Raw genomic sequence first — 22,712 nt, forward strand, 5'->3', positions numbered from 1 at the left:
GCCCGGCGGGTTTGCAGCGGCCTCAGACAACGTGGATACCGTTCTGCACCCAGAGCTGGTGGCTTGGATCCTCCTGAGCCGTGTATTGGTTATAGTCGATGCCGTCGGCGGTTTGGTTCCCGACCAGGCTCCAGTTGTCCGTCATGTGAACCGAGTCGTTTTCATCCCCCTTGATCATCAATGTGTTGTTGCCGGTTTCGGTGATGGCCACCACGTCGGCCAGGTTCAGGGTAAGCGCCACCGAGCTGGTGTCGTTGAGGTCGATGATTTCGATGTCGTGTACACGACCGACCAGGTTGCCCAGGTCGATGCTGGCATCGCCGCCGCCCCATTGCAGGGTGTCGGTGCCGGTACCGCCGTCGACGCTGGCGAAGTTCTGGTCGACGACCACCAGGGTATCGTCGCCTGCGCCACCTTCCAGGGTGATGTGCCCGCCCTGGCTGCCGACCAGGTGATCGTTGCCGTCGGTGCCGGCAAGTACATCGGTGGCAACTGCCAGGCTAGCCAGTGCCACGGCCTCTTCGCCGGTGTCGGCCAGCAGCGACGTGGTGGTGGTCAGGCCGGCAGCGTTGTCCAGGTTGATGGTCAGCGTTGCCGTGTCGGTGGTGCCGTTGGGGTGGGTCAGCTCGTAGGTGAAGGTATCGTGCTGGCCGACCGCCGCCGAGGTGAGCCCCGAGTTGAGGGTGTAGGTGTAACTGCCGTCCGCGTGCACCAGCAAGGTGCCGTAGGTACCGGCCACGCTCACCCCGTTATAGCCCGGGATGGTGTAGGTGTTGGCCGCAGTCAGCACGCTCAGCACGGTCAGTGCCGACCCGACGTTATCGTCCGTCAGCAGGTTGCCGGTCGCCGCCGTGGCGCCACTGACCACGAACTCGGTAAGGTGCGTGGTGGTGGCATTGAGGCTGGTGGTGATCGAGCTGAGCAGGCCGATGCCGCCCGCGGTAACCCGTACGTGGTAGGTACCGGCGCCCTGATTCTGGAAGGTGTAACCTGCGCCACCGCCCAGCAGGCTGACCAACGAGCCACCGCCCACCGATTGCACCAGCACATACTGGCCGGTGGCCGGGTTGAGCTTGAGCAAGTCGATCGTTGTGCCGTTGAGCAGGCTCAGCAGGTTGGCGGAGTTGACGACCACCTGCAGGTTGGACGTGGTGTCGGCGGCCACGGTGGTGGTGTAGGTGGCCTGGCGCGTGCCGATCACGGGCAGGCTCAGCGAGCCCAGCGTACTGCTGCTGGTATCCACCCGGTTGGCCAGGGTCAGCTGGCTGAAGCCAACATCGTTGACCGCATCAAGCACCGTGGCCGGTGCGCCATAGTTGGTATTGCTCCAGATCTCCGTGGCTTGCGGGCTGTCGATACGCACATACAGGTTGGCGCTGTCGGACAGGCCGTTCGGGTGCACCAGCTGATAGCTGAACACGTCCACCTTGCCGACGCTGGCAGGGCTGCCGTTTGGCGTATAGGTATAACTGCCATCGCCGCGGATCACCAGCGTACCGTACAGACCCTGCACAGTGGTGGCGCTGCCGGCGGAAACATAGCTGCCCCCCTTGAGCACCTGCAGCACGGCGGCGCTGTCCGGGCCACGAGCATCCACCGCACCATCGGTACCCACGTCGGTGATGACGTTGCCCGAGGTGGCCGTGCCAGTACCGATGAACTCGGTCAGGCTGGTGGAAGTGATGTCCAGCGTAGTACCCACGGTGGTGATCAGGCCAATGCCACCGCTGCCCACGGTCAAGCGGTAGTCGCCAGCCTGCAGCACCCCGATGTCGACGCGCAGGCCTTGGCCCAACGGCAGCAGTATCAGGTCCAGCAGGCCTTGGCTGTTGCCTGTGGCCAGGGTCACCCAGTTGCCGCTCGCATTCTTCACCTGCAGGGTGAAGGTGGTGTTGTCGAGCAAGGCCAGTGCGCTGCTGGTGGTCAGGGTCAGGGTCGGGTCTGCCGTGGTGCCCGCCGCGACAGTCCAGGTGTAGGTCTTGGTGAAACCTGCCAGCAGGGTAGTGAAGCTGTCCGTGTAGGTCTTGCTGGCGGTAACTGCCGCCAGGTTGACCGTGGCCGTGGCCAGGTTGTCGCTGGCAATGACCGGTGCGTTGGCATCCACATCCGGTGCGGTGACGTTGACATTGCCCGACACATTGCCACGCGGGTCGGCAAGGGTCACTGACAGGATCTGGCCGTTGTCCTGAGGCGGGCTCAAGGTGACGGTGAAGGTGCCGTTCGGCTGCACCGTGGCGGTTTGCAGCACGGTACCGCTGGCGCTGCGCACAGTCACGGTGGCACCCACTTCGCCGGTACCGGTCAGGGTACCGCCGTCGGCACTGAACACCAGGTTGCCGGCAGCGGCAGGCGGGGTCAGGTCCGGTGCGGTCAGCGCGGTGCCGGTAGACACGTTGCCGGCGCTGTCTGTGAGGGTGACGCTGAGCGCCTGGTTGTCGATCTGCGCGGCGGTCAGGCTGACCACGAACAGGCCGTTGCTGCCCACTGTCGCGGTGCCCAGCACGGTACCGGCGCTGTTGCGCACGGTGACCGTGCTGCCGACCTGGCCAGAACCACTGACCGAGGTGCCGTTGGGGTTGATGGTAGCCAGCGGTGCAGCTGGCGGGGTGGTGTCGGGCGCGGTCAGGCTGGTGCTGGCAGACAGGTTGCCAGCCGCATCGGCCTGGCGCACCACCAGCAGTTGGCCATCGTTCTGCGCGGTAGTCAGGGTAATACTGAAGGTGCCGTTGGCCTGTACCACACCGCTACCGACCTGGCCGTTCGGGCCGAGTACGGTGACGGTGGCGCCCGCTTCACCGGTACCGGTAAGGACGGTGCCCGCGCCGTTGATGGTGACGTTGGTGGGGGCTGCCGGTGGTTGTACGTCGATGGCGGTGTAACTGGTGCTACCGGACAGGTTGCCGGCCCGGTCGGTCTGGCTTACGGCCAGGACCTGGCCGTTGAGTTGCGCGGCGCTGAGGTTGACGCTGTAACCGCCAGCGGCATTGACCACAGCGGTGCCCAGTACATTGTTGCCGACATCGCGCACGGTCACCGTTGCACCTGCCTCCCCGGTACCGACCAGCACCAAGCCGTTGGCAGACAGGCTGGTCACTGCCGGGTTGGCCGGTGGCGTTACGTCCGCTGCCAGTACGAACACCGGCTGCGAGTCACCGCCCAGCAGCGTATTGGCAACCACGGTAATCTGCTCTCCGTTGAGCTGCGCCACGTTCAGTTGCAGGGTAAAGCCGCCATTGAGGTTGGCGGAGCCCGAGCCGATCTGGTTGCCGGCTGCATCGTAGACCCGTATGCCGACCCCGCTGTTGGCGGTGCCCGACAAGATCAGGCCATCGGCAGCCAGCACGACATTGGTAGGTGGAGGCGGTGCGTTGATCAGAGGTGGGAAGATGCTCACCCCGTCCGAAACGTTGCCTGTGGGGTCGGCCTGGGTGATCGTCAACAAGGTGAGCGGATTGACCGTTCCGGTCAGATTGACCGAGAAGGTGCCTGCTTCGCTCACTACCGCTGTACCGATCGTGCCGTTTGCAGTAGTCACCGTAACCGTCGCGCCGGCCTCGCCGCGCCCTGTCAGCACGGTATAGGTATTGTTCAGCACCAATTCGGTGACAGGGTCCGGGCGCAAGCTGTCGAGGGTCTGGTACTCGGCAGGCAGAGACGCATTGCCGGCCGCATCGGTAGACACCACGGTCAACAACTGGCCATTGTTTTGCGCAGGGTTGATCGGCGCGGTGAACTGGCCGCTTTCGCCGACTTGCACCGAACCCACGACAGTGCCGTCCGGGCCGCGCACGGTGATGAGGGTACCGGCTTCGGCGGTACCGGTCATCGACGTGCCGGCCGGGTTGAGCAGCAGGTTGCCCGGCTGCACAGGGGCGGTGAGGTCTGGCGCAGTCACCTCCAGAGGCAGTGACGGGTTGCCGGTGGGGTCTTGGGCAATGATGGTCAGCGTTTCGCCGTTGATCTGTGGCTGGTTCAGGCCGAGGACGAAGGTGCCGTCCGGGTCGACCGTGACCTGGCCCAGCAGGTCGCCGTTGTTGTTAATCACGGTCACGCGGGTGCCGGCTTCAGCCGAACCCACCACCTGCGTGCCGCTGTCGTTGATGGTGGCGACCACGGTGGCCGGTGGAGTAATGTCCACTGCTGTGACCGAGCTGATTGGCGAGATGTTGCCGGCAGCATCGGTCAAGGTTACCTGCACCACCTGGCCATTGAGCTGCGCGGCATCCAGTTCGACCACGAAGGTGCCATTGGCGGCCACCACGGCGGTACCGATCTGTGTGGTGCCGACGTAGACGCGTGCCGTGGCACCCGCTTCGCCGAGGCCACCCAGCTCGTCACCTGCCGCATTGAGCCGCAGCTCGGTTGCCGCAGCCGGTGGTGTGTGGTCTGGCGCCTGCACGGTGACCGGCTCGCTAACGTTGCCAGGTGGGTCGGCCTGCAGCACCGACAGCACCTGGTTGTTGATTTGCGCAGGTGACAGTTCGACACGGAAGCTACCGTCGGCAAGCACAGTACCGGTACCCAGCACGGTACCGGCGGCGTTGCTCACGATCACGGTTGCACCGGCTTCGCCCAACCCGCTGACCACACTGCCGTCAGCATTGATCAGCACTTGGGTGAGCGGGGCTGGCGGGGTGAAGTCCGGGGTCAGCAAGGTAGCCACTGCCGAGACGTTACCGGCGGCATCGGTCTGGGTGAAGCTGAGCAGCTCGGCGTTACCCAGCGCCGGGTTCAGGGTGATGGTGAAATTACCGCTGGCATCGACGGTGGCGCTGCCGATTTCAGCACCGTTCAGGTCGGTCACGGTCACCAGGGCGCCGACTTCGCCGCGGCCGGTGAGGGTAACGCCATCGCCGGAAACCGCCAGTTCGCTCGGTGCCACCGGTGGTGTGGTATCCGGCGCGGTGATGGCGCTGGCGGCAGACTGGTTGCCGGCCGCATCGGTCAGTATCACCTGCACGTGCTGGCCGTTGGCCTGCGGTGCATTGAGGTTGACCTGGAAGGTGCCGTCGGCGCGGACTACGCCGCTGCCCAGCGCGCTGCCATCGGCGGCCATTACCCACACGTTGGCGCCGGCTTCGCCGCTACCGTTGAGCAGGCTGCCACCCCCGGCGAATGCCAGGTTCTCAGCCGCATCCGGCGCCACACGGTCTGGCGCGGTGAGGCTGATGCTGTTGGACTCGTTGCCGGTCGCATCCGCCTGGCTGGCGCTGAGCAGTTCGCCGTTGATTTGCGCGGCACTCAGGTTGGCGCTGAAGTTGCCGTTGGCGTCGACCAGGGCGGTACCCAGGTCGATACCGCCTTCACCGATCACGGTGACGGTGGCGCCCGGCTCGCCACGGCCAGTCAGCACCAGGCCGTCGTTGGACAGCACCAGGTTGGTCAGCGGTTGTGGTGCGGTGGTGTCCGGTGCCAGCAGCGTGGCCGGCAGCGATACTGTGCCATCGCTGCCCGTCGCGCTTACATGCAGCACTTCACCGTTCGCCTGGGCACTGCCCAGGTCGACGGTGAAGGTGCCGTCGTTGGCTACCGGGCTGCTGCCCAGCAGTACGCCGTTCGGGCCGTACACGTTGACCGTGCTGCCCGCTGTGGCAGTACCGGTTACCGACAAGCCGTCGGCGGCCAGCACCAGGTTGTCTGGCGTGGCTGGCGCCAGGACGCCCGGCGCTGTGACGGTTTGCGCAGGCGAGGCGTTCTGTGCGGCATCGGCCTGCACCACGCTGAGGTTTTCGCCGGTGAACGCTGCAGGCGACAAGGTCACGCTGAAGCTGCCATCGGCAGCGACGGTGGTGGTGCCCAGCACGGTACCGTCCGGGGCACGCACGGTGACCGTGGCCGCGGCTTCACCTTGGCCGGTGAGCGTAGCGCCGTCTGCGGACACCGCCAGGTTGCTGACCGCGGCTGGCGGCGTGGTGTCGGCTGCCGTGTAAGGCGCAGCCTGCGACACGTTGCCCGCCGCATCGGTGGCGGTTACCTGCAAGGTCTGGCCGTTGGTCTGGGCACTGTTCAGGGTGACCTGGAAGGTGCCGTTGCTGCTCGCCACCACGGTACCCAGCACATTGCCGCTGGCATCGCGCACGGTCACGGTGCTGCCAGCTTCGGCGTTGCCGGTCAGTTGCAGCCCGGTGCCGGACAGGGCCAGTGCAGTCGGCGCTGCCGGTGGCGTGAAGTCCGGCGCGGTCACCGCTACGGAAGCGGAGGTGTTGTTGCCCGCGTCAGTCTGGGTCACGCCCAGTTGCTGTGCGTTGAGCTGCGCCGTGGTCAGGGTGAGGCTGAAGCTGCCGTTGGCCGCGACCAGGCCGGTCCCGATGATGGTGCCGTCCGGGCCACGCACGGTGACGCTGGCGCCAGCTTCGCCGAGGCCGGTCAAGGTCAGGCCGTTGTTGTTCAGCACCACGTTGGTCAACGGTGCTGGCGGGGTCAGGTCCGAGGTCGTCACGTTGACCGCTGGCGAGGTATTACCGGCGGCATCGACTTGCGTCACGCCGATGGCCTGGCCACTGACTTGAGGGGTATCGAAGGTGACCGAGAAGCGGCCATCTGCGCCCACCGTTGCCGTGCCCAGTACAGCCCCCGATCCATTGCGTACCTGGACGGTGGCACCCACCTCGCCGCTGCCGGACAGCTGCCGGCCGTCCTGGCTCAATACCGGGTTGCTGACAGCAGCAGGCGGTGTGCGGTCTGGCGTGGCCAGGCTGGCCGGGCCGGAGACATTGCCGGCGGCATCGCTGAGGGTGACCTGCAGCGCCGCGCCGCTGGTTTGCGCGCTGGGCAGGGTGATCTGGAACTGCCCGCTCTGGTTGACCGTGCCGGTGGCCAGGATGGCGCCACTGGCATCACGCACGGTGACGCTGGCGCCGGCTTCGCCCTGGCCGCTGAGCACGGTGGCCGCGCTGTTGAGGCTGAGGTTGCTGGCCGCCAGCGGTGCCTGCAGGTCTGGTGCCTGCACGCTGGCTGCCAACGATGTGTTACCGGCGGCGTCGGCCTGGGTGATGATGAGGTTCTGGCCGTTGGCGGCAGCCGGGGTGAGGGTGACGCTGTACAGGCCATTGCTGCCGACCACGGCGGTACCGAGCAGGGTTCCCTGGGCATCGGTGACCCGCACGGTTGCGCCCACTTCGCCCTGGCCGGTCAGCGTATTGCCGGTGCGGTTGATGTCTGCGGTCGGTGCGTTTGGCGCGGTGGTGTCGTTGGCGACTACGGTGGCCGGAACCGACGGCTGGCCATCGGCGCCGATACGTGCGCTGACCTGCAAGGTTTGTGCATTGAGCTGGGCGTTGCCGAAGAACACCCGGAAGGTGCCATCGCTGCCCACCGTCGCGGTGCCCAGGGTGGTACCGCCTGAGGTCACGGTAATCAGCGAACCGGCCGTGCCGGTGCCGGTCAGCACGAAACCGTCGGCGCTGATGGCCAGGCCTGCAGGCGTTGCCGCCTCGGTGCCGGTCGGGCCGGTGACGGTGACGCCGCCGGACTCGTTGCCGGCAGGGTCGATGACCACCACGGTGGCGTTTTCACCCGTGGTCAGCGGTGGGTCGACGTCTACCACAAAGGTGCCATCCGGCCCCGCAGTGGTCGTGCCGCGGTCGCCGCCGGTGACCGGGTCACGGATGACCACGGTGCTACCCGGCTCGGCGGTACCGCCGACGGTGCTGCCATCCGGGCTCACGGTCACGCCGGTGGCAGGTTCTGGCTCGGTGTTGTCTGGTGCGGTAACGGTAACCGGCGCCGAGCTGTTGCCAGCCGGGTCGGAGACGATCACCGTCACGGTTTCGCCATTGTTCAGGGTGCTCGGCAGCGTCACGCTGAAGCTGCCGTCGGGGTTGACCGTAGCGGTGGTTTCCACGCCAGCCGCGTTACGCACGATTACGGATGCTGCACCCGGCGCGTTGCCGACGACGGTATTGCCATCCTCACTGAACTCCACTCCTGTAGGCAGTGCCGGTGGGGTGATGTCTGGTGCGGTGATCGGCGTGTTGCCAGAGACGTTGCCGGCCGCATCGGTCAGGGTGACTTGCAGTGCCTGGCCATCCAGCTGTGCCGGGGCGATCGGCACGGTGAAGTTGCCGCCTGCCGGTACTACCACGCTGCCAAGCAGGTCGCCGCCCGCGTTGCGTACTTCAACGGTGCTGCCTGCCTCGCCGGTGCCCTGGATGGCATTGCCGCCCGAGGTGATGGTGAGGCCGGCCGGTGCGCCTGGCGCAGTGGTGTCGTCAGCCGTGAAGGCGGTAGACGGCGAGGTGTTGCCGCCACCATCGACCACTACTACCGACACGGTCTCGCCGTTGGTCTGTGCCGGAACAAGCGGCACGCTGAAGCTGCCGTCCTCTTCCACCACAGCCGAGCCCAGCAGGTCGCCAGCGCCGTTGCGTACTTCGACCGTGCTGCCCGGTTCGGCCTGGCCCGTGAGCGCCGTGCCGGTGTCGTTGATGCCCAGGCCTTGCGCCGGTACCGGCGCTTCAAGATCCGGTGCGGTCACGCTGCCGGCGATAGAGATGTTGCCAGTGCTGTCCGCCTGGGTGACGGACAGGGTCTGGCCATTGAGCTGTGGCGGGTCGATGGTCACCAGGAAGATGCCGTCCGGTTGCACCGTGGCGGTGCCCAACACTGCGCCGCCGGTGCCGGTGACAGTTACCTGGGCACCCGGCTCGCCGCTGCCGCTGAGGCTGCCGCCATCGCCGGCCAGGGTCAGGCCGGCCGGGGTTTCAGGTGCCTCGTTGTCCGGTGCTGGCAGGTCGACCGCTGCCGACAGGTTGCCGCTCGGGTCACGTTGCTCCACGGTCAGTGCCTGGCCGTTGGTCTGCGGGGTGTCGAGGGTGATTTCGAACGCGCCGCCAGCGCCAACCACGATGCTGCCCAGCACGCTGCCGTCCGGCCCGCGCACGGTCACGGTTGCACCCGGTTCGCCGTTGCCGGTAACCGTGGTGCCGTTGTCGTCGATGGCCGGGGTGGTGACCACTTGCGGCGGGGTATGGTCTGGCGCGGTGAAGTCAACCGGGCCGGCGCTGTTGCCCTGGCTGTCGGTGGCTTCCACGGTCAGGCTTTCGCCGTTGCGCTGCGGTGCGTTGAGGGTGACGTCGAAGCGGCCATCGCCGCCCACGGTGGCCGTGCCCAGCACGTTGCCGTCGGCATCGCGCACGGTCACGGTCGAGCCGCTCTGGCCTTGGCCGGTCAGGTGGATACCCGTGGTATCAACTGCCAGGCCAGAAGGTTGCAGCGGGCCGTCCAGGTCTGGCGCGATGACGTTGGCAGTCGAGCTGTTGCCCGCGGCGTCACGCAGTACCACGTCCAGTTCCTGGCCGTCGGTTTGCGGTGGGGTGAGGACCACGCTGATCACGCCGTCGGCACCGACCTGGGCATTGCCAAGCACGTTGCCCTGGGCATCGACCACCTGCACGGTGGTGCCCGGTTCGCCGCGGCCGGTCAGCACGCTGCCATCGTTGCTCAGTTGCAGCTCGCTGGCTTCGTTCGGCGGGGTGATGTCTGGTGCGTTGATCTGGCTTGGCAGCGAGCTGTTGCCATCGGCGTCGATCGCCACGACATCCAGCAGTTCACCGTTGGCCTGGGCGGGGGTGAGCGGGAGGGTGAAGGTGCCGTCGTTGCCGACCTGCACGCTGCCGATTGGGGTGCCTTGGGTGTCACGCACCTCCACCAGGCTGCCGACCGGCGCGGTACCACTGATGGAGCTGCCGTCGGCAGCAACCACCAGGCCAGCCGGGCTTTCCGGCACAGCGGTGGGCGGTACGATCACGGTCAGCGAAACCGAAGGGTTGCCGGCGGCATCGGTCTGCTGCAACACAATGGCGTCGCCCGCCGCTATCGGCCCGTTGAGGTCGACCAGGAAGGTGCCGTTCGCGGCAACGATGGCAGTGCCGATGACGACACCGTTGGCATCGCGGACCTCCACCGTGGCACCGGCTTCGCCGCGACCAGAGATAACCAGGCTGCCGGCACCCGCCACGACGTTGCTGATGATTTGCGGCGGGGTGATGTCCGGGGTCACGTAGCTCAGCGGCACCGAGGTGTTGCCGGCCGCATCGGTCACCCTGACGGACACGGTCTCGCCGTTGGCCTGGGCCGGGTCGAGGGTGAGGCTGAAGGTGCCATCCTGCCCGGCGATGGTGCTGCCGATCAGGTTGCCCGAGGCGTCGCGCACATCCACCCGCGCGCCGGCTTCGGCGTTACCGCTCAGGGTCACGCCATTGGCCAGTGCCAGGTCGCTTGGTTGCACCGGCGCCACATGGTCCGGCGCGGTCAGCGGGCTTGGGGTCGACACGTTGCCGGCGGCATCGGTCAGGGTCACCTGCAGCGACGAGCCGTCCACCACCGGGGTCGGCAGTGTCACGTTGAAGCTGCCGTCCGGCTGCACGGTGCCGCTGACCAGTACTTCGCCTTGGTCGTTGCGCACTTCCACGGTCGCGCCAACTTCGCCGCGGCCCGAGACAGTGCGCCCGTCGTTGCTGATCACCAGTTCGCTGGCCGGCTCCGGTGGCGTGGTGTCGCCGCCGTTGTCGACGATCGGTGCGGTGATGGTGCCGGCCTGCGAGGCATTGCCGGCCTCATCGGTGGCAGTGACTTGCAGCTGTTCGCCCGCCACTTGCGGTGGGGTAAGGGTGATTTCGAAGGCACCGCTGGCGCCCACGACCACTTCGCCCAGCACGGTAGTGCCATCGGCCGCCAGCACATGCACGGTGCTGCCCGCTTCGGCACGGCCGCTGACCACGGTGCCGTCGGCCGCGATGGTCAGTTCGCTTGGGGCCACGGGTGGGGTGATATCAGGCGCGGTGACCTGCACCGGCAGCGACGAGAGGCCATTGCTGTCGACGGCGACCACGTCCAGCAGTTCGCCATTGGCCTGGGCCGGGTCGAGTACCACGGTGAAGGTGCCTTCGGCACCGACCACGATGCTGCCGACCAGCGTGCCGTTGGCATCGTGTACTTCCACGCGGCTGCCGGCCGGGGCCGAGCCGCTGATGCTGGCGCCATCTTCGGCCACCACCAGGCCGCTCGGGCTGGTTGGGGTGACCACCAGTGGCACGTCGTAGGTCAGCGCTTCGGAGGCATTGCCGCTAGGGTCGGTCTGTACCAGGCTCACGCGCTCGCCTGGCAACGCGGCCGGGTCGAGGTCGAGCAGGAAGGTGCCGTTTTCGGTCACCGTGCCGCTGCCGATCAGCGTGCCGCTGGCGTCGCGCACTTCGACGGTGGCACCGGCTTCGCCGCGGCCGCTCAGGGACAGGCCATCGGCGCCGACCACGATATTGCTGACCACGGCAGGCGGGGTGATGTCCGGGGCATCGAACTGCAATGGGGTGGAGACGTTGCCAGCGGTATCGACCAGGCGAATGTCGAGTACTTCGCCATTGTCCTGAGCCGGAGACAGGGTAACGCTGAAGCTGCCTTCTACGTCGACCACACCGGTGCCGATCACGTTGCCCGCAGCATCGCGTACCTGCACGGTGGCACCCGGCTCGCCGCCACCGGTCAGGGTAACGCCGTCGGCCAGGTCCAGGCCGGTCGGCTGGGTAGGCGCCTGCAGGTCCGGGGTAACAACCGATGCGGGTTCAGAGGCGTTGCCGGCGGCATCGGTCAGCACCACTTGCAAGGTGCTGCCGTCCTTGATTGCCGGGTCGAGGGTGACCTGGAAGGTGCCATCCGGGTTGACCGTGCCGTTGGCCAGCACGTTGCCCTGAGCGTCGCGCACCTGCACGTTGGCACCGGCTTCGCCGCGGCCGCTGAGCTGGGCGCCGGCCAGGCCGACGACCAGGTTGCTGGCGGCGTCCGGTGGCGTGGTGTCGCCGCCGTCGATGTCCGGTGCAGTGACGTTGCCGGCTGTAGAGGCATTGCCGGCGGCATCGGTGGCGGTTACTTGCAACACCTCGCCGTCCACTTGTGGCGGGTCGAGGGTGATGCTGAAGCTGCCGGTAGCGCCAACCACCACGCTGCCGAGCACGGTGGTGCCATCGGCGGCCAGCACGCGTACGGTACTGCCGACTTCGGCGCGGCCGGTGACCACGCTGCCATCGGCATTGATCACCAACTCGCTCGGGGCAACCGGCGGCGTGATGTCTGGTGCAGTGATTTGCACCGGCAGCGACGACGCGCCGCTGCCATCGATGGCCACCACCTCCAGCTTCTCGCCGTTGGCCTGGGCCGGGTTGAGGATGACGGTGAAGGTGCCTTCGGCGCCTACCACCACGGTGCCCACCAGTGTGCCGTTGGCATCGTGGACTTCCACACGGCTGCCGACCGGGGCGGTGCCGGTGATGTTGGCACCGTCTTCCGCTACTACCAGGTCGCTAGGGCTGGCGGGCGCGGTAGTGATCGGCACTTCATATTGCAGCGCTTCAGAGGCATTGCCGCTCGGGTCGGTCTGCACCAGGCTCAACTGAGCCCCCGGTTGTGCGGCAGGGTCGAGGTCGATCAGGAAGCTACCGTTGGCCGCGACCACGCGAGTGCCGATTACGTCGCCGTTGGCATCACGTACTTCTACGGTTGCACCGGCTTCGCCACGGCCACTCAGGGCCAGGCCATCGGCGCCGACCACGATATTGCTGACCAGGGTTGGCGGCGTGGTGTCGGGCGCGGTGAATTCCAGCGGCGTCGAGCTGTTGCCGGCGGCGTCCACCACGCGGATGTCCAGCGCCTCACCGTTGGCCTGGGCCGGGAACAGGGTGACGCTGAAGCTGCCGTCCGGGTTGACCAGGCTGGTGCCGATCACGGTGCCAGTGGCATCGCGTACCTGTACGGTGGCGCCAGGTTCGCCGCGTCCGGTGAAGGTGACGCCATCGACCAGGGCCAGTTCGGTCGGTTGTGCCGGGGCCTGCAGGTCCGGCGTATTGACCGAGCCAGGTTGCGAAACGTTACCGGCGGCATCGGTCAGGGTGACTTGCAGGGCGCTGCCATCGGTGATGGCCGGGCTCAAGGCGAGGGTGAAGGTGCCATCCGGGTTGACCGAACCATCGGCAATCACATTGCCTGCGCCATCGCGTACCTGAACGGTGGCACCTGCCTCGCCACGACCGCTCAGCTGGCTGCCGGCAGCGTTGATCAGCAGGCCGGTCGGGGCTTCTGGTGGCGTGGTATCGCCGCCGTCGATGTCCGGTGCGGTGACGTTGCCGGCTGTAGAGGCATTGCCGGCGGCATCGGTGGCGGTGACTTGCAACACCTCGCCGTTCACTTGTGGCGGGTCGAGGGTGATGCTGAAGCTGCCGGTGGCACCCACCACCACGCTGCCGAGCACGGTGGTGCCATCAGCCGCCAGCACGCGTACGGTGCTGCCTGCTTCGGCGCGGCCGGTGACCACGCTGCCGTCGGCATTGATGACCAGCTCGCTCGGAGCGACCGGTGGGGTGATGTCCGGCGCGGTGACTTGTACTGGCAGCGACGAGGCGCCGTTGCCGTCGATGGCCACCACATCCAGCAGTTCGCCATTGGCCTGGGCCGGGTCGAGGGTGACGGTGAAGCTGCCATCGGCACCTGCGACGACACTGCCAACCAATGCGCCATTGGCGTCACGCACTTCCACGCGGGTACCAGCAGGCGCGGTGCCGCTGATGCTGCTGCCGTCTTCGGCAACCACCAGGTCGCTCGGGCTGGCCGGGGCAGTGGTGACTGGGACTTCGAACTGCAGTGCTTCGGAGGCATTGCCGCTCGGGTCGGTCTGCACCAGGCTCAGTTGCTCGCCAGGCTGCACGGCAGGGTCGAGGTCGATGAGGAAGGTACCGTTGGCCGCGACCACACCACTGCCGATCACGGTGTCGTTGGCATCGCGTACTTCGACAGTGGCACCGGCTTCACCGCGACCACTCAGGACCAGGCCGTCGCCGCCGACCACGATGTTGCTGACGGCGGTCGGTGGGGTGATGTCCGGGGCGGTGAATTCCAATGGCGTCGAGCTGTTGCCAGCGGCATCCACCAGGCGCACATCCAGCGCCTCGCCGTTGGCCTGCGCAGGCAACAGGGACAGGCTGAACAGCCCGTCGGCACCGACGATGGTGGTACCGATCAGGGCACCGGCGGCATCGCGCACCTGTACGGTGGCACCCGGTTCGCCGCGGCCGTTGAAGGTGACGCCATTGAGCAGCACCAGCTCGGTAGGCTGCGCAGGCGGTTGCAGGTCTGGCGAGGTGACCGAGCCAGGCTGCGAAACGTTGCCGGCGGCATCGGTCAGGGTGACTTGCAGGGCACTGCCGTCGTTCACGGCCGGGTCCAGGGTGATCGCGAAGCTGCCGTCTGCACCCACGGTGCCGGTGGCCAGTACATTGCCTGCCGCATCACGCACTTCTACGTTGGCGCCCGGCTCGCCGCGCCCGCTCAGTTGGCTGCCGGCCAGGCCGATGACCAGGTCGGTAGGTGCCGTTGGCGGTGTGGTATCGACACCGTCGAGGTCTGGCGCTGTGACCGCACTGGTCGGTGAAGTATTGCCAGCGGCATCGGTGGCGGTGGCTTGCAGTACTTCACCGTCGATCTGTGCTGGGCTGAGGTCGATGCTGAACGCGCCGGTCGGGCCGACCACGACAGTGCCCAGTTCGCTGCCGTCGGCGGCGACGATGCGCACGGTGCTGCCGGGCTCGGCGCGGCCGGTGATGACGCTGCCGTCCGCGCTGACCGCCAGCTCGCTAGGCGCGGCTGGGGCGGTGCTGTCGGGCGCGGTGATCTGCGACGGGGTAGAGGAAACGCCATCAGCATCGATAGCCACTACGTTCAGCAGTTCACCGTTGGCTTGGGCAGGGTTGAGTTCGATGCTGAAGCTGCCGTCGGCGTTGGCGGTGGCACTGCCGATCAATGCGCCGCTGGCATCGTGAACTTCCACGCGGCTGCCGGCTGGTGCAGTACCGGTGAGGGTCGTGCCATCGGCATCAATGATCAGCCCGCTCGGGCTGACGGGGGCGGTGGTCAGCGGCACATCGTATTCGACGGCCACCGACGCGTTGCCGCTTGGGTCCACCTGCAACAGCGTCAGCTGGTCGCCGGGCTGTGCGGCCGGGTCGAGGTTGATCACGAAGGTGCCGTTGGCGGTGACTACGCCACGGCCCAGCAAGTTGCCATCGGCATCGCGCACCTCCACGGCGGCACCGGCTTCGCCTTGGCCACTCAGGGTTGTGCCGCCCGCACCGACCAGGATGTCGCTAACGGCATCTGGCGGGGTGATGTCCGGGGCGTTGAATTGCAGCGGTGCGGAGCTGTTGCCGGCGGCATCCACCAGGCGTACGTCAAGCGCTTCGCCGTTGGCCTGCGCCGGGGCGAGGGTGATGCTGAACAGGCCATCGGCACCGACCAGGCCGCTGCCGAGAACGGTGCCGGCGGCGTTGCGCACCTGCACGGTGGCGCCCGGTTCGCCGCGACCGCTGAAGGTCACGCCTTCGGCCAGGGCCAGTTCGCTGGGTTGGGCAGGGGGCAGCAAGTCTGGCGAGGCGACCGAACCTGGCTGCGAAACGTTGCCGGCGGCGTCGGTGAGGGTGACTTGCAGGGTGCTGCCGTCTTTCACGGCAGGGTCCAGGGTGACGGCGAAGGTGCCATCTGCACCGACGGTGCCGCTGGCGATGATGTTGCCGGCAGCGTCGCGCACCTGCACGGTGCTGCCGACTTCGCCGCGGCCGCTGAGTTGGCTGCCGGCCAGGCCGATGACCAGATCGGTCGGGGCCTCTGGTGGCGTGGTATCGCCGCCGTCGATGTCCGGCGCGGTGACCGAACTGGCCACCGAGGTATTGCCTGTGGCATCGGTGGCCGTGGCTTGCAGCACTTCGCCATCCACTTGTGCCGGGTTGAGGCCGATGCTGAACGCGCCGGTCGCGCCGACCACGGCGCTGCCCAGCTCGGTGCCGTCCGCAGCGAGGATGCGCACCGTGCTGCCGGGCTCGGCGCGGCCGGTGACCACAGTGCCGTCAGCGCTGACGGCCAGTTCGGTGGGGGCAGCAGGTGCGGTGATATCAGGTGCAGTGATCTGCGCAGGCAGCGAGGAAACGCCGCCGTCATCGATAGCCACCACGTCTAGCAGCTCGCCGTTGGCCTGGGCAGGGTTCAGCTCGATGCTGAAGCTGCCGTCGGCATTAGCGATGGCGCTGCCGATCAGGGTGCCGTTGGCATCGTGCACGTCCACGCGGCTGCCTGCCGGTGCGCTACCGGTCAGGGTGGTGCCGGCGGCATCGATGAGCAGGTTGCTTGGGCTGTCCGGGGCCGTAGTCAGCGGAACGTCGTACTCCAGGGCGACCGAGGCATTGCCGCTCGGGTCGGTCTGCACCAGGCTCAGTGGGTCACCAGGTTCAGCCGCCGGATCCAGGTCGATCAGGAAGGTACCGTTGGCACCGACCACGCCGGTGCCGATCACGTTGCCATCGGCGTCACGTACTTCCACAGTGGCACCCGGTTCGCCACGGCCGCTCAGGGCCAGGCCACCGGCACCGACAACGATGTTGCTCACAGCGTCAGGCGGGGTGATGTCCGGTGCATCGAATTGCAACGGTGCCGAGGTGTTGCCGGCAGCGTCGACTACGCGCACGTCCAGCGCTTCGCCATTGGCCTGGGCAGGGGTGAGCGTGAGGCTGAAGGTGCCGTTTTCATTCACCACGCCCGTGCCGATGACCGTGCCGGCGGCATCGCGTACCTGCACGGTAGCGCCCGGTTCGCCGCGACCGGTGAAGGTCACGCCAGCGGCCAGGGCCAGTTCGCTGGGTTGGGCAGGGGGCAGCAAGTCTGGCGAAGCGACCGAACCTGGCTGCGAAACGTTGCCGGCGGCGTCGGTGAGGGTAACTTGCAAGGTACTGCCGTCGTTTACGGGCGGGTCGAGGCTGATGGCAAAGCTGCCATCTGCCGCAACGGTGCCGGTGGCCAGTACGTTACCGGCGGCATCGCGTACCTGCACGGTCGTGCCTGGCTCGCCACGGCCGCTCAACTGCTGGCCGGCCAGGCCGATGACCAGGTCGGTCGGGGCTGCGGGTGGCGTGGTATCGACACCGTCGATGTCCGGTGCGGTCACCACGCTGGTGGGCGATGTGTTGCCCGCGGCATCGGTTGCCGCGGCTTGCAGCACCTCACCGTCGACTTGCGGTGGGGCGAGGGCGATGCTGAATACGCCGGTCGAGCCAACCACGGCGCTGCCCAGTTCGGTGCCATCGGTCGCGACGATGCGCACGGTGCTGCCGGGTTCGGCACGGCCGGTGATAACGCTGCCGTCAGCGCTGACCGCCAGGTCGCTTGGTGCGGCAGGCGCGGTGATATCCGGCGCGTTGATTTGTGCCGGCAGCGAAGAGACGCCGCCGTCATCGATGGCGACCACGTCCAGTAGTTCGCCGTTGGCCTGAGGTGGGTTCAGTTCGATGCTGAAACTGCCGTCGGTATTGGCGAGGGCACTGCCGATCAGGACACCGTTGGTGTCACGGACTTCTACGCGGCTGCCGGCTGGTGCAGTACCGGTGAGGGTGGTGCCGTCGGCATCGATGGCAAGGTTGCTTGGGCTGTCGGGTGCGGTGGTCAGCGGTACGTCGTACTCGACGGCCACGGATGCGTTGCCGCTTGGGTCGGTCTGCACCAGGCTCAGTGGGTCACCTGGTTGTGCGGCCGGGTCGAGGTCGATCAGGAAGGTGCCATTGGCACCGACCACGCCAGTACCGATCACATTGCCATCGGCATCGCGCACCTCAACGGTCGCACCCGGTTCGCCACGGCCACTCAGGGCCAGGCCACCGGCGCCGACGACGATGTTGCTCACGGCGTCTGGCGGGGTGATGTCTGGTGCATCGAATTGCAGTGGTGTCGAGGTATTGCCGGCCGCATCGACCAGACGCACGTCCAGCGCTTCGCCATTGGCTTGAGCTGGGGACAGGGTGAGGGTGAACAGCCCGTCGGCGCCGACAATGCCGGTGCCGATCAGGGTGCCGGCGGCATCACGTACCTGCACGGTAGAGCCAGGTTCGCCGCGACCGGTGAAGGTCACGCCGTCGGCCAAGGCCAGTTCGGTGGGCTGGGCTGGTGGCAGCAGGTCAGTCGAGGCGACCGAACCTGGCTGCGAAACGTTGCCAGCGGCATCGGTGAGGGTAACTTGAAGGGTGCTACCGTCTTTTACGGCTGGGTCGAGGGTGACAGCAAAGGTGCCATCCACGCCGACGGTGCCAGTCGCGATGATGTTGCCGGCAGCGTCACGCACCTGCACCGTGGTACCGGCTTCACCGCGGCCACTGAGTTGGCTGCCGGCCAGGCCGATCACCAGTTCGACAGGAGCATCGGGTGGCGTGGTGTCACCACCATCGATATCCGGTGCGGTGACCGAGCTGGCGGTAGAGGTGTTGCCGGTGGCATCGGACGCGGTGGCTTGCAGTACCTCGCCGTCTACTTGAGGCGGATTGAGGGTAATGCTGAACACGCCGGTGGCACCGACAACGGCAGTGCCAAGCTCGGTGCCATCGGCGCCGACGATGCGCACGGTGCTGCCGGGTTCGGCACGGCCGGTCAGCACGGTACCGTCGGAGCTGACGGCCAGTTCGGTCGGTGCGGCAGGGGCGGTGATGTCTGGAGCGGTGATCTGAGCAGGTAGCGAAGATACGCCGCCGTCATCGATGGCGACCACGTCCAGCAGTTCGCCGTTGGCCTGGGCGGGATTGAGTTCGATGCTGAAGCTGCCATCGGCGTTGGCGATGGCGCTGCCGATCAGGTTGCCGTTGGCATCGTGGACTTCCACGCGACTGCCGGCTGGTGCAGTACCGGTGAGGGTGGTGCCATCGGCGTCGATTAGCAGGTTGCTCGGGCTGTCGGGTGCTGTGGTCAGCGGTACGTCGTATTCAAAGGCTGCCGAAGCGTTGCCGCTTGGATCGGTCTGCACCAGGCTCAGTGGGTCACCTGGTTGTGCGGCCGGGTCGAGGTCGATCAGGAAGGTGCCATTGGCACCGACCACGCCAGTACCGATCACATTGCCATCGGCATCGCGCACCTCAACGGTCGCACCCGGTTCGCCACGGCCACTCAGGGCCAGGCCACCGGCGCCGACGACGATGTTGCTCACGGCGTCTGGCGGGGTGATGTCTGGTGCATCGAACTGCAGCGGTGCCGAGGTATTGCCGGCAGCATCGACTTGGCGCACATCCAACGCTTCGCCGTTGGTCTGGGCAGGGGACAAGGTCAGGCTGAAGCTGCCGTCTTCATTGACCACGCCAGAACCGATCAGGTTACCGGCAGCGTCACGTACCTGCACGGTGGCGCCAGGTTCGCCGCGACCGGTGAAGGTCACGCCGTCTGCCAGGGCAAGTTCGGTTGGTTGTTCAGGTGGCAGCAAGTCGGCCGAAGTCACCGAGCCTGACTGCGATACGTTGCCAGCGGCATCGGTGAGGGTAACTTGCAGGGTGCTACCGTCTTTTACGGCAGGGTCGAGGGTAACAGCAAAGGTGCCATCGGCGCCGACGGTTCCGGTTGCCAGGATATTACCTGCGGCGTCGCGCACTTGCACCGTGGTACCGGCTTCACCGCGGCCACTGAGTTGGCTGCCGGCCAGGCTGATCACCAGATCAACAGGGGCATCGGGTGGCGTGGTATCACCACCATCGATATCCGGTGCGCTGACCGAGCTGGCGGTAGAGGTGTTGCCGGCGGCATCGGATGCGGTGGCTTGCAGTATCTCACCGTCTACTTGAGGCGGATTGAGGGTAATGCTGAACACGCCGGTGGCACCGACAACGGCAGTGCCTAGCTCGGTGCCATCAGCGCCGATGATGCGCACGGTGCTGCCGGGTTCGGCACGGCCGGTCAGCACGGTACCGTCGGAGCTGACGGCCAGTTCGGTCGGTGCGGCAGGGGCGGTGATGTCCGGAGCGGTGATCTGAGCAGGCAGCGAGGAAACGCCGCCGTCATCGATGGCGACCACGTCCAGCAGTTCGCCGTTGGCCTGGGCAGGGTTAAGTTCGATGCTGAAGCTGCCATCGGCGTTGGCGATGGCGCTGCCGATCAGGTTGCCGTTGGCATCGTGGACTTCCACGCGACTGCCGGCTGGTGCAGTACCGGTGAGGGTGGTGCCATCGGCGTCGATTAGCAGGTTGCTTGGGCTGTCCGGGGCAGTGGTCAGCGGAACGTCGTATTCCAGGGCTACCGAAGCATTGCCGCTCGGGTCTGTCTGCACCAGGCTCAGTAGGTCGCCAGGTTGAGCCGCCGGATCCAGGTCGATCAGGAAGGTACCGTTGGCACCGACCACGCCGGTGCCGATCACGTTGCCATCGGCGTCACGTACTTCAACGGTCGCACCCGGTTCGCCACGGCCACTCAGGGCCAGGCCACCGGCGCCGACGACGATGTTGCTCACGGCTTCGGGTGGAGTGATGTCCGGTGCATCGAACTGCAGCGGTGCCGAGGTGTTGCCGGCCGCATCGACCAGACGTACGTCCAGCGCTTCGCCGTTAGCCTGGGCAGGGGACAGGGTCAGGCTGAACAAACCATCAGCCCCCACCACACCGCTACCGATCAGGTTACCGGCAGCATCACGCACTTGTAAGGTAGCGCCAGGTTCGCCGCGACCGGTGAAGGTCACGCCGTTTGCCAGGGCCAGGTCTGTGGGCTGGGCTGGCGGCAGCAGATCGGTCGAGGCGACCGAGCCAGGCTGAGACACGTTGCCAGCGGCATCCGTAAGGGTGACTTGCAGGGTGCTGCCGTCTTTCACGGCAGGGTCGAGGGTGACAGCAAAGGTGCCATCGGCGCCGACGGTGCCGGTTGCCAGGATATTGCCTGCGGCGTCGCGCACTTGCACCGTGGTACCGGCTTCACCGCGGCCGCTCAGTTGACTGCCGGCCAGGCCGATCACCAGATCGACAGGGGCATCGGGTGGCGTGGTGTCACCACCATCGATATCCGGCGCAGTGACAGAGCTGGCAGTAGAGGTGTTGCCAGCGGCATCGGATGCAGTGGCTTGCACTACCTCGCCGTCCACTTGGGGCGGATTGAGGGTAATGCTGAAGACACCGGTGGCACCCACTAGCGCAGTGCCAAGCTCAGTACCGTCGGCACCAACGATGCGCACGGTGCTGCCAGGTTCGGCACGGCCGGTCAGCACAGTACCGTCAGCGCTGACGGCCAGTTCGGTTGGCGCGGCAGGGGCGGTGATGTCCGGAGCGGTGATCTGAACAGGCAGCGAGGAAACGCCGCCGTCATCGATGGCGACCACGTCCAGCAGCTCGCCATTAGCCTGAGCAGGGTCCAGTTCGATGCTGAAGCTGCCATCGGCATTGGCGATGGCGCTGCCGATCAGGGTGCCGTTGGCATCGTGCACTTCCACGCGGCTGCCGGCCGGAGCGGTACCTGTCAGGGTGGTGCCGTCGGCATCGATGGTGAGGTTACTCGGGCTGTCCAGGGTGCCGGTCAGCGGTACATCGTATTCGGTCGCCGGCGAAACGTTCCCGCTCGGGTCCGTTTGCACCAGGCTCAGGTGCTCGCCCGACTGCACGGCAGGGTCAAGGTTGATCAGGAAGGTGCCATTGGTACTCACCACGCCAGTGCCGATAACGTTGCCGTTGGGATCGCGCACTTCGACGGTGGCACCCGGTTCGCCACGACCGCTCAGGGCTGCACCCCCTGGGCCGACCAGAATATTGGTAACGGCATCGGGCGGGGTGATGTCCGGGGCCGTGAATTCCAGCGGGATCGAACGGTTGCCGGCGGCATCCACCTGGCGGATATCCAGGTGCTCACCATTGGCCTGGGCCGGGGCCAGGGTGAGGCTGAAGCTGCCGTCGGCGTTGACCACGCCGCTGCCAATCAGGTTGCCGGCAGCATCGCGCACCTGCACGGTAGCGCCCGGTTCGCCGCGACCGGAGAGGGTTACACCATTGGCCAAGGCCAGGTCGGTCGGTTGCTCAGGGGCGGTGGTGTCGGGGGTGTCGATGTCCGGTGCGGTGACAGTGCCAGGCGCCGAGACATTGCCGGCGCCGTCGGTCAGGGTGACTTCAAGTTGTTCGCCGTTGGCCTGCGGCGGGTTCAGCGTCACATCAAAGCTGCCATCGGCCGCCACGGTGCCGCTGCCGATGATGTTGCCGGCGGCGTCACGGATATTCACCGTGCTGCCTGCTTCGCCACGGCCGGTCAGGCGCAGGCCATCTGGCGACACCAGCAGGTCGATCGGCGTAGCGGGTGCGGTAGTGTCCGGATCCGCGCCACCACTGCTGCCACCGCCGCCGCCGCCGTCCGCCGCCGCCGCTGCGCCGCCGACCCCGAGCAAGCTGAGCCCGGCGATCGCCCAAGTGGGCATGGCGTCACCAGCAGTGCCGATACCCGCAACCAGCTCGTCCAGCGAGGCCACGTCTTCGAAGGTAAAACCGGTAAACGCTGCTGCATCGTACTGGGCGTGCCACAGGGTGCCGTCTTCGCCGACGAAGACGATGTCGCTGCCGACCCCGGCCTGGTCCACGGCAAAGAAATTGCCAATGGTGACCTTTTCACCGGACTTCAGGGTGACGATCAGGTCTTGCCCGCGCTGGGTGACCGTGGCGATCTGGTCGGGGGCTACCGGCATCTGTACGACGCCTGGGCCCTTCAGGTTGATGTTGCCCCAGGCGCTCTGAGTGGCGACTTCGGATTGTTTATCGGCGACGACGATGTTTTCCATGGATGCTCCCTGCTGGTATCCAGAATCCCCGCCCGAACAGTTCGGGCCACAACCGCCGTAACAGAGCCCTTCAAGGGGTGTTTCGCGCTGTCTCGACCAGGCAGTCGAGAATTGGGTGGTTAGGGAGATATAGCAGCCAGGC

At 66.9% G+C, this 22,712-nt stretch carries 1 protein-coding gene; it reads right to left on the reverse strand.

Annotated features, from left to right (window positions below):
• Positions 1–22: 22 nt before the first annotated feature.
• Positions 23–22,570 carry a BapA/Bap/LapF family large adhesin gene (locus ACIP02_RS08290; protein WP_400615115.1) on the reverse strand — a complete coding sequence of 7,516 codons (22,548 nt, stop codon included), beginning with the start codon at positions 22,568–22,570 and terminating at the stop codon, positions 23–25.
• Between the last annotated feature and the right edge of the window lie 142 nt (positions 22,571–22,712).

The sequence above is a fragment of the Pseudomonas sp. NPDC089408 genome, from assembly GCF_044749445.1.
In the GTDB taxonomy this organism is placed as follows: Bacteria; Pseudomonadota; Gammaproteobacteria; order Pseudomonadales; family Pseudomonadaceae; genus Aquipseudomonas.

Bases quoted from the DNA above. Each gene is read 5' to 3' on its own strand.
- ACIP02_RS08290 (WP_400615115.1), bottom strand. From the start codon at position 22,570: ATGGAAAACATCGTCGTCGCCGATAAACAATCCGAAGTCGCCACTCAG.